Raw genomic sequence first — 11294 nt, 5'->3', positions numbered from 1 at the left:
GGGTGGGGTGGGGGGGTATTGTCCGACAGTCATAATGATGACACTACAACACTACAAGGAGCATCAAACGACATGGAAATTCAGAATCTGTTAAGCAGTCCGATCTACAATGAGACTCTCTCAAAGCTCAGAAGCAAGGCAAAGGAAAACGCAAGACGGTCATTCGCAGATTTCATTGACTCGGAAAAATCACAATCCCCCCGAACTGACTCAAACATTCCCGCAAACATTACAGCCGACAACGGAGTCAAATCCGCCGTAATGATGAGCCGGCTCTCTTCACAGGAAGCACAAAGCACAGGCGCAACGACTGTCATCAAACTCACGGAAGAAGAGAAGTTGCAATGGAAAGGAGAAAATTTGCCTGAAGGAATTAGATTCTGCAATGCTGGCGGAGTGATGTTCACGGGCGGAACTAAAACTTTTGACCCGCAGACCGGAGTATTTTATACGGCGGGCGACGATTACGATTATCAGTTCGCAGCTCTCTACGATGAGAATTCACCAGAGGATAACCCTGTAATTTATCTCCAAATGTCTGCCGTAACGACCGCCTCACCGCATTACAAAGACTTCATTGACTGCAACGAAATTGTAAAAGTCGAAGTCAATAAAATTGACCCGGCTAATGCAAGCTACGAAGAAATGATAGCCCTTGCAGCATATATTTACCGCGATGATCCTATGGGCGCAAGTGAAGCGTGTGAGGCTATTGACATGGCGCGTGAATACATGCAGGCTGACGGACTCGACTGGCAGAACGGGACGCATGATTACACGAGCTACTATCTTCCCGAAGTCGTCAGGCGCAACAGAGACAGCACTAACCCGGCAAATCAGGCACTCGCAAAAGCCGCAGAGCCTCTGCTGGAATACCTGAAGGATTATCCGCGAGGAGAAACGGAGAACGCCTGATGATACATACGAACCGTTACGCAGGACTGATGAGCCTGTACACACAAATACAGAACGCAAAGTACCATCACATTAACCCTGCTGAAATCTTCAACAGCAGACTTCGTAAACACCCCCACACCTAAAGGCAGGGGCTTTCGGTGAAGATTGGTACACGGGCTAATGTCTGAACACGCATATTACCGCTTCAGAATACCCTTATTCGCCGGGGCTGGTTTACTTCAGCCTCTATCCGGTAGAACCTTAAAGGCTCACCCGCTTACTTTGTGTAAACAGCTCTAAGACTGTTGTGTATTTATCCGTTCCTTTTACAGAACGCCCATTTGTTTATGTATTGCACATTTTAAGAAACAAAAGGGTAAAAGTAAAGTAAGTTAGCGCGTTTCCTCCACATAGCTATAGCAAAGGGTATCCACACGGTTTTTTGATGATTGCGAATTTCTGGTCAGGATTGTATTGGCACGCATGGAGAGATATTCCGGCCTCAAAGCAGACAGAGTACCTTGAAGCAGCAGGAGTCCAGCCTAGATTTTTTACGTTCACGGCGCATGACAAAACTATGGAGCTGTATTTCAATCCTGAATGCAAAGGTTATCCCCTAATGGACAGAGAAGAATATGACAGCTACTGGAGGCCGTTCCAGAATGATAACTGGTGCAAAAAGTTGTGCGACCCGGACGGTGAAAACTGGTGCGAACCCGGCGACATTGTAGAAGGCAATAACGGCAGGCAGTTTGTGGTCAATCAGGACGGAAAAATTGATGTGCAGTACGGCGATGATGTACTCAGTCTGCACCCGCTGAAGGTCATCGGCCATGTTGATTTGTGAGAAGGGTTGATTTTTTTTCCCGCGCTATAAAGGCATAAGACAAAGGAGGATTCCCACATGCAGATTAACGGTCTCACAAGTTACACCGCGCAAATGCCCAATTCACAGCGCACTCATCACACATCAATCACAATCCCGAATACGAATGACCTTCAGGACTCCGTATCAATCTCTGAGCTTGGCAAGCGAATCAATATGACTAGGACGCACAAATCAAACCGTCTCACAGGCGGAAGCTCACAGGTTCAGGACGTTGCAGAACTGATGAGCAAATCGCTGTCGAAAGTCGAAAGCACCCTCGAAAAAATGCACGAACTCGTGAAGAAAGCCTCAAATACTGACCTTACCGCCCTTGACCGAATCAATATGCAGATTGAGTATGAGGAACTCCGCGAATCTCTTGCCGGAGCATCGCTGAAAATGAATGAGGGACTCGCTCAGATTTCAGGCCAGAAAGTGGACAAGCCTTATACTAACCTCACGAATGAAAGCCCTGACGGTACGAAAGTTCTTGAACGCGCAAGAGACAGATTAATGCGCGGTGAAGACTGGAATGTTGCGGAGGCATACGGGATTAAGTATGACGAGGAAACGGGCGAAGAAATTTCGGGTTACTGGGTAACAGACGAAAAGATGACACGTTTTATTGACGGCTCCGAAGTATCGATGGTGAAGGATAAAATCAACGGTTCTGACACAGTAAACTTGATGAGCAGTGTTACCGCCAAAAAAGGAGTCGAACGTGTTGAAGAGAAGTTGACACGTGTAAAGGACATGCGGGAAAAATTCAGCTCGTTCATAATGAGCTATAACGGTGAGGATTTAGACGGCCTCCCACAAACGGAATGGGCTTTATGTTCTCGCGGATTGATGAAATGTTCGGGGATATTGCCGGGAAACTTGCGGCGAGTCCGATTCATGGGGGAGTTGATGACGCAAGATTTGTTAATTACGCGAATGGCAGTCCCGTTATGATCGAATCTGTGATGACTTGGGCAAATTCGGCGCAGCTTTCGACAGTTGAAGAGCTTGAAGCACTCATACAGGACGGGAAATCACTTGACGGCTACAATATCGATAACACAGAACAGAAAGAAGACACTCAGCCCGAAAATTTATACCGCTTGCTGACGGACTCAAATCGTTTAACGCGGTTTTCGAGTCGTTAATGTCAGCGATTGAGACAAAAGCCGGAAAACGTTAGCTGAATCGCAATCGGCCATCTGAATAACGATAAGGGGAAAAGCAAATCTCCTCTTATTTTTTGCCGTAATTGAAAATATATTTTCACGGAATTATAATCATTCAAATAAAATCCCATAAAGGAGATGAAAAATTTTGAGAAGAATTAATTTATCTGCCGTTCTGTTTTTGGCGGCATTATTATTCTTCTGCGAGTTCAGCACATGGCCGGCCTCAGCGTCAGTTACAATCGGCGGAACACCGCTGTCCGAAATCAGCGACGTGGTGAAGGCCGCGACACGCTCAGAGTTCCCGGAGCTTCCGAAACATTCCATTCTGCTCTATGAGCGCTTCACCGGCAACGGCGGGATTAACTATTCCCCCCGCATATTCACGGTCAGCAATGACGGCTCAATGAGGAAGGAGTACAAACTGACCGGCAGTGGTGCCTCCTACGCCCACTCCAACCCGGTATTAAGCCCAAGAGAAAACGTTGTGCAGAAAATGGATGTCTCTGTGTCAAACAAACGTTTCGGGATGAGGCGCAATATCTTCTACTCCATTGCCGGAGGTGAATACTGCGACAGCTATCACGGCACAAGGACGCTTGAAACTTCCGGCACAGAAAACAGCGCGGATATACACGTAACGTCATCTCCGATGAATCGCAGCACTTTTGAAAACCGCAGCATCTGGGGAAACGCCTGTCTGACTGTCAAAGGAATATCGGACGACATTTTTGTTCACGTCCACAGCAGCGTTATGGCGGGGAGCGGAAGCCTTTATTTTAACTTCTCCGCGGTTCAAAGAAATGAGACAGGCACAAACATGGAGGAACTTATACGCATCAATGGCTCGGACAGACTCGGCTGGAAAATCTTTGACTACAACAACGGCATACGCGGAGCCGGGATTGCCGGGGGCGATTTTGACGGAGACGGCTACAGGAACGACATAGCTTTGTGCTGGAACGACAATGACAGGGTTTATGCTTACTTCTACACTGTAACCTTCGCAGAAGGCCAGCTGAACGTCCAGCACCGATATACCCATTTACTTCATGAGGCTGGCTACTGGAGTACAGTCGCCAACCACCAGGCAAGCCCGATTGTTGTCGCCGGGGATTTTAACGGAGACGGAAAAGACGAGGCCGCGTTCGTGAACAAAGTTTTCCCATACGGAGAAGCCAACAATCATATGAGAGTTACTATCATATCCTACAATAAAGACACAAAAAACTGGGAACTCGATTCGGATTACAGATTCGCCCACAATGAGAGCGCGTGCAAAGCAGCCAGATGGGATTTTGACGGCGACGGCAAAGACGAGCTTGCTATACTCATCTTCATTGAAGTCAACGGTGCTTTGTATCCACATCTCGAATACTGGTACTGCGAGAATGGCTCAATACGGCCACGATCAAACATTTCCCACTTAGCCACAGAAAGCATTTTAGGGTACTCAGTTGCCGGCGATGCCTACAATCAGTATTACAAGATCGCTGAGGACTTCTGCATAACCGCCGGGCCTGTTACCGGGACAAAGGGAAAAGTGAAGCTCGCTGAGGACATCGTAATAAGCCATGTCAACGAGGAAGCAAGCAGGGTGTTTGTCATTTCCGCGAAATTCGAAGACGGGAGATTCGCGGGTTTCGGCGAGGCAAAGAAGCTCTACGAGGCCAAAGGCAATGACCCAGCCAGACGCGGCGCGGTCATAACGGGGGATTTCGCGAATGAGTCCCTCATGCTCGACAAGCCGAAGAAAACTGTTGACAAGCATGACGAGAGTTTTGTCGCGGTCATTCAGGCGTTCCCGTACCATGTTGACAATGTTGACACACATGGAAACCTCCTTCACGACACAGTGCGGCCGGTCAACTACACCTACAGCGAATTCGACAGGGACGAGGGCAACGGCTATCTGAGAATAACGTACTCCAACACAAGCACGAAGTCTGTGGACAAAACGGTGTCATTCGGCATGGCTTCGACAACTGAGACTATAGCGGTTCTCGGCGATGCCGGACAATTTGTTCACGGCTACCTGAGTTTCAAAACCGCGCAGGCGAATATCGCGGGGAATTTCGACCCCAGGATAAAGGCAGGCGCGAGTGTCGCGAACAGCATAATGGATTTCATCACCGACAGGATAGACGAGACCACGACAAAAGCGACGAGATCCGCCCGCAGGGAATCCATAACGGACGAAATAGTAGCCCAGAACACGGACCGCACAATAATGTACACTGCCCCCCAGTATATTTGGAGGTACAGGATTCTGAATGACCCGCTTCCTTCATGGTTCAGGAAAGGGCCGAGGGCTGACCAGATAAACGGGCCTGTGAGCGCGGACAGACAGGAAAATTACCTAACGTTCTCGATGTTTGACTCCGCGCAGATGGTCATAGGGTCATCGGAGGCGAATTACAGCTACAACGAGCGGCACGAGGAAGGAAACTTCTTCTCCTATCCTGTCTCAGTAACAAGCACAGACGGCTACCACGAGGGCGGAAAGCTTATGAGCAATGTTTTCACTGTGGCTTGGTCAAAATCGCCGACAACGAGGACTCTGCACTTCGAGCAGGAAAAGATAGAGTCCCAGACATACGATGAGCAGGTCAAGAAGAGCGGACTGTCAAAACTCATTTCTGCGGTCGCGGCACTGTTCGGAGCGGACGATCCCACAGGACTCCCGCCGTACACCTCGCACAATGAGTCGTTCACAAAGGCTTACTCAACGAACGAGACGCTGGAGATGAAGATTCAGGCCAGAAGCACCCTTCCCAGCAATGCGGCCGGGCATACATTGAAGGCCATGCCTTACGTTACCCGCGAGGGGGTAATGAGAGTCGCCACAGCCGTAGAGCTTGCCTTGGACTACGACACCGAGGCTTTATGGAGCAAGGGAAGCATTTACCGCAAATTCCCTGACCCCGCGCTTGTCCTTCCGCGCAAGTATATACGAAACGGAGGGACTATCGACACCAACCCGAGGCATGCCTCAGCGTCATTACTACGCGGCATCAGGTACTATGTCCCGGAGCTTGCGCTTGACTCAAACTCGCAGTTACTCGGCGGATTAACGTACAAGATAAGCGTCCCGCTGTACAACGCCAGCTTCCTTGACACGGGAGATTTTGAGGTGAGACTCTCATATGTCTCCAAAGATGCCTTTGACGCGGAAAATCCCCGCACGACAATGGACAAACTCCAGCCGATTCAGACCATAACAATGTCCATGGGAGGCTGGAGCAACGCGAAAAGCAGTGCCAACAAGGGATGGGCGGAATTTACCTGGGACGTTCCCCAAACTCTGGAGAAAGGGGATTATTACTTCTACGTTCAGATAGACCCCGGCAAACATCTCGAAGAAGTCCATGAGTCCAGGCTGTCAGATGACGGGACATTAACAGATATCGGCGGAAACAACGAGGGCTATATCGGCTTCCATATAACGCAGGCTGCGGACGCGGTGAAATTAGCAGGCATTAAAGCGTCAGAAAGCTCACTCAACCCAACGCCGAAAGGGGCTGTGTTCCGCACTGCTTACAGGCCGGGCGATGCTGGCTCTGGGAACGTTGAATCGGCTGTCAGAGTGCCAGACAAGAACGGAAAGATCAACGTGAACGTAACATTTCAGGGCTATGACGAAATCGGAATCCTGTACTTCCTTTCCCTTCTTTGGGAGACGGTAAACAGCACATCGCCTGACGCATTACCGTACACCGTACCCGTAGAGTGCGAGGTAGAGTACAACGGCGATGAATATTACCCCGAAGTCTACCTTTACGGCTTCAACTACAAGCCCGGGGCGATGGACAGCGTGAACGGTGATGAAAGCCTTCTCTCGGATGACGCGATCGGCGAGGCTTTCCTCATCGAGAATATTTCGCTCGTGCCCCACACGCGCAATGTCTATACAATCCACATGAACCCGAGCTTCATGGAGTGGAGGAACGGTGTGGGCTTTGAGATTGTAGTCCCGGAATTGTCCGTAGCGGACGTAAGCGAAGACGCAAGCGGAGCGGATGATGACTCCGGCGGTGATGAATCCGGCGGATCGGAAGTAATCGGCATTGGCTCTACAAGCGGAGGCTGTGAGGCAGGCGCAGGAATTTCCGCAGCTCTGATTCTTGCAGGGGCGTTCATTTTCAGGAAAGCGAAAGAAAAATAGCAGTCCCGAAATTTAACAGCAAATGTAAAAACAGTAAGGGGAGAATCAAATCTCCTCTTATTTTGTTTGCCTCAATTGAAAATATGTCCCCGCAGAATTATAATTACCGCAATTAGTATCCCTTGCACAAAATCCTCATAAAGAGATGAGTAATCTTGAGAAGGATTAATGCATTTGCCATTCTTTTTTTGACAGCCTCAATTTCCTTCAGCGCATTCAATTTTATTCCGGCCTCCGCGTCTGTTATGATTAACGGAAAAGCCCTGTCCTAAATACAAGACGTTATCAAAGAGGCGACCGGCTCAGAGTATCAGGAGCTTCCGAAACATTCCCTTTTGCTTTACGAGCAGCGTTCAAACGGTTCCGGCATATCTGCGGCGCGGTCTATTGTCTTCACGATCGGCACTACTGGTATACGGCTCAAACAGCATACATTGCAAGACTCTGCGCTGTACTCAACACCGTTAGGCGGAAAGAGAGCAAATGTTGTTCAGAGAATGAATCTTTCAGTCTCGGCCAAACGTTTCGGAATGAACCGCAACTTAATGCACACAATCGCGGGTCATTCGTATCTGGGCACTGATTACCTCAGTGTGTACGGGGTCAACAGGATTCACACAGACTCTTCCGACCTGAGCGCAACGATCGTCCCCTACGCTGACAATCAGCGAACCCCTAACCGCTGCAACATCTGGGGCAATGCTCTCATGACGATTAAGGGCATGGAGGACAGAGACGTTTTTGTCTACGCTGTAACCGATATAATGGCGATGAGCGGAAGTCTGCGCGTTGGATTCATTTCGGGCAGCAGATCCGAAACCAGCGGCGGCAGCGGAGGAGCGCATGTAGATATTGTGAACTAGGACAGCAATAACGAGTTCAAGCTCTTCAACTACGACAACGGCATTCACGGAGTCTGCATCGGCGCGGGAGACATTGACGGCGACGGCTACAAGAATGAGTTTGCCGTAGGCTTCCATGATAACGGCTATGCGCGGGTGTTCATTTACAGCGTAACAAGCAACGGCTCAAGACTGGCAGTATCCCGGATTTACGCAATACTTATCCATGACGGCGACGATGCGAACAGCGATATGGGCTATCGTCAGGCATGTCCTAATATTGTTGTCGTGGATTTTGACGGCGATGGATATGATGAGGCGGCTTTTGTCGGCAGGACTTACGAGAGCGACATGAGAGTCGGAATCATAAAGTACAACAAAGACACAAAGAAATGGAGCTATGAGTGCGATTCCTTCACACAGACTCAGACAGCGTGCATTGCTACAAGGGCTGACCTCGACGGCGATGGGAAAGATGAGATAGTCGGGCTTTTCTTCCCTGAAAGAAGCGCGGGCGTTGCTCATCCCAGACTCGAAAGATGGTACTGCGAGAAAGGAACAATAAAGCCCAAGCGAGACAAAAACACCATGAAGGGCGGACCGGGAGACACAAGCGTTTTCGGTTACGCGGTTACCTTCACAAACGGACGCTATTTAATCGCTGAGGACTTCTCAATCACCGCCGGGCCTCTGACAGGCACATACGGAAAAGCAAAGCTCGTTGATGACATCGCCATAAGCCATGTGGACGATGACGTGAGCCGGGTATTTGTCATTCCCACAAAACTTGACGACAGCAAAAATTTCTCGAAATTCGGAGACCGTCAGGATGTCTACAACGATTCAACCGCAAACACAGGCAGAAAAGGCGCGCTCATAACGGGAGATTTCGCCAACGGATCACTAATGCTCGGAACACCTCAGAAAACTGTCGACAAACACGACCAGGCATTTATCGTGGTAGTTCAGGCGTTCCCGTATCATGTCGACAATGTTGACACCGCCGGAAATCTCACAGCAGAGCCGATAAATTACACCTTCAGCGATTTTGACAATGACGAGGACAACGGCTTCCTCCGAATACGCTACAGCAACGCAAGCTCAAGGGCTGAGGATACATCCGTGTCATTCGGTATGGCTTCAACGACAGAGACAATAGCACTTCTCAGGGGTGCGGGAAAATATGTTCATGCTTACCTGAAATTCAACACGGTCGGCGCGAACATCATCGGCAATTTTGATCCAAGAGTGAAACCTGTCGCCGGAGCTTTGAATACCGTAATGGATGCCATAACCGACACCATCAACAAGGTAACGACAAACTCCACCAAGAACGCCTACAAGGCATCCATGAGGGACGACATAATAGCCCAGAACTCAGACCGCACTGTCATGTACGCAGCCCCTCAATATATTTGGCGGTACAAGATACTGAATGACCCGCTCCCGTCATGGTTCAAGAAAGGGCCTAGAGTCGATCCGATGAACGGCACTGTCTCAGCAGACAGCCGGGAAGAGTACCTGACGTTCTCAATGTACGACACCTCGAATATGGTAATAGGAACTTCAGAAGCGAATTACAGCTACAATGAACGCCACGAGGAAGGAAATTTCTTCTCATATCCCGTGTCTGTAACGGGCATTGAAGGCTACAATCCCTACGGAGTATTAATGCCTGCTCCTTACACTGTGGCTTGGAGCAAGTCTTACTCAAGACGGACTTTATCATTCGACAAGACAAGCATTGAGGAACAGAAGTATGACGAGAACATAAAGAAGAGTCTTCTGTCAAAAGCAATCACGGCGGCGGCTTCTTATGTCGGCATTGACAATCCTACAGGACTCCCGCCGTACTCCTCGCACAATGAGTCATTCACGAAAACTTACTCGACCAGCGAGGGAATCGAAATGACGGTGCAGGGGCGCAGTACTCTTCCCGATAGCGCGGCGGGGCATACATTAAGCGTCATGCCTTACACGACTCGCGAGGGAGTAATGAGAATCGGGACAGCCGTAACGCTTGATCTTGAGTACGATGCCCAAGCACTATGGAGCGAGGGAAGCATTTACCGCAAGTATCCTGACCCGGCGTTAGTCCTTCCGCACAAATATGTCCGTAACGGCGCGACTCTCAGGGCGAATCCCCGGCATTCTTCAGCCTCGATAATGCGCGGAGTGTGCTTCTATGTCCCAAAGATCGCTCTTGACTCCGACTCTCAGTTTGTCGGCGGATTAACGTATCAGATAAGAGTCCCCTTGTACAACGCCAGTTTCCTCGACACAGGAGAGTTTGACGTGAGACTCTCATACGTCGCCAAAAAAGACTTCAAAGCCGATACTCCCCGCGCCACAATGAACAACCTCAAAGAGATTCAGACCGTAACAATGTCTCTCGGAGGATGGAACAACGCCGACAGCAACGCCAATAAAGGATGGGCGGTGTTTACGTGGGATGTCCCCGAAACTCTGCCGAAAGGGGATTATTACTTCTATGTTGAGGTTGACCCTGAGCAGAAACTCGGCGAGGTTCACGAGTCGAGGCTTTCGGCAAACGGCACAGTAGTAGATGTAGGAGGAAACAACGAGGGCTATATAGGCTTCCACATAATTCCGCCTGCTGAAGCGGAGAAGTTATCATCGCCGTCATTCAAAGCGTCAGCAACTACACTCAACCCGACACCGAAAGGGTCAGTATTCCGTACGGTTTACAGGCGCGGGGAAAAAGTTGCAGGCTCTGAGGATGTGAACTCGGCCATGAGCGTATACGACAAGAGCGGGACTCTTGAGGTCAACGTAACATTCGATACTTTCGAGGACATCGAGATTCTTTACTTCATGTCGGTGCTTGCGGAGCTTGTTGACAGTATTTCGCCTGACGTTTTCCCGTATACCATTCCTGTTGAATGTTCGGTAGAGTACAACGGCAGCGAATATTATCCGGAAGTGTATTTCTACGGCTTCAACTACAAGCCCGGAGCTTTGGCGAGTGTGAGTGGAGATTACAGCCTGCTTACTGATGATGATGTCGGCGATTCATTCCTGATTGAGAATATTTCGCTTGTACCAAACACGACAAACGTCTACACGATTCACATCAACCCGCGTTTTATCGACTGGAGAAATGGAGCGGGCTTTGAGATTGTAGTCCCGGAACTGTCTGTAGCGGACGTTAGCGGGGACGCAAGCGAAACTGATGATGACTCCGGCACTGCGGATGAGGCTATCGGGGTCGGCTCTTCCGGCGGAGGATGTGAGGCGGGAGTCGGACTCTTTGCGGTTCTGATTTTCGCGGGGGCTGTGGCTTTCAGGGCGGCGAAACGCTGAGGGCATTCCCGAATCAAAACAGGCATGTG

General features: G+C 49.7%; 7 protein-coding genes. All 7 read left to right on the top strand.

What is annotated here, in order from left to right; genetic code table 11:
• On the top strand, nucleotides 1-915 hold a 915-nt coding region (locus IKQ95_10615), incomplete at its 5' end, for a hypothetical protein (protein MBR4197140.1).
• Nucleotides 916-1339: 424 nt separating this feature from the next.
• Nucleotides 1340-1744, top strand: a complete 405-nt coding sequence (locus IKQ95_10610) for a hypothetical protein (protein MBR4197139.1) — start codon at nucleotides 1340-1342, stop codon at nucleotides 1742-1744.
• Nucleotides 1745-1801: 57 nt separating this feature from the next.
• Nucleotides 1802-2719, top strand: a complete 918-nt coding sequence (locus tag IKQ95_10605; protein MBR4197138.1) for a hypothetical protein — start codon at nucleotides 1802-1804, stop codon at nucleotides 2717-2719.
• Nucleotides 2716-2913, top strand: coding sequence for a hypothetical protein (locus tag IKQ95_10600; protein ID MBR4197137.1), 198 nt, complete (start codon nucleotides 2716-2718; stop codon nucleotides 2911-2913). Before IKQ95_10605 ends, IKQ95_10600 begins: the two co-directional genes overlap by 4 nt.
• 169 nt (nucleotides 2914-3082) lie before the next feature.
• Nucleotides 3083-7099, top strand: coding sequence for a hypothetical protein (locus IKQ95_10595; protein ID MBR4197136.1), 4017 nt, complete (start codon nucleotides 3083-3085; stop codon nucleotides 7097-7099).
• A 335-nt stretch (nucleotides 7100-7434) separates the two neighbouring features.
• Nucleotides 7435-7962: a hypothetical protein gene (locus tag IKQ95_10590; GenBank protein ID MBR4197135.1), complete on the top strand. Its 528-nt coding sequence runs from the start codon at nucleotides 7435-7437 to the stop codon at nucleotides 7960-7962.
• 135 nt (nucleotides 7963-8097) lie between these two features.
• A complete protein-coding gene (locus tag IKQ95_10585) occupies nucleotides 8098-11265 on the top strand; it encodes a hypothetical protein (GenBank protein MBR4197134.1) in 3168 nt (1055 codons plus the stop codon).
• Nucleotides 11266-11294: the final 29 nt, after the last annotated feature.

The organism is Synergistaceae bacterium (assembly GCA_017540085.1).
GTDB lineage: Bacteria > Synergistota > Synergistia > Synergistales > Aminobacteriaceae > JAFUXM01.
This window is presented reverse-complemented; position numbering and strand designations above follow the sequence as displayed.

Excerpts from the sequence above, each read along its gene's own strand:
- IKQ95_10600 (MBR4197137.1), top strand. The coding sequence starts at position 2,716 with ATGATCGAATCTGTGATGACTTGGGCAAATTCGGCGCAGCTTTCGACA.
- IKQ95_10605 (MBR4197138.1), top strand. The coding sequence starts at position 1,802 with ATGCAGATTAACGGTCTCACAAGTTACACCGCGCAAATGCCCAATTCA.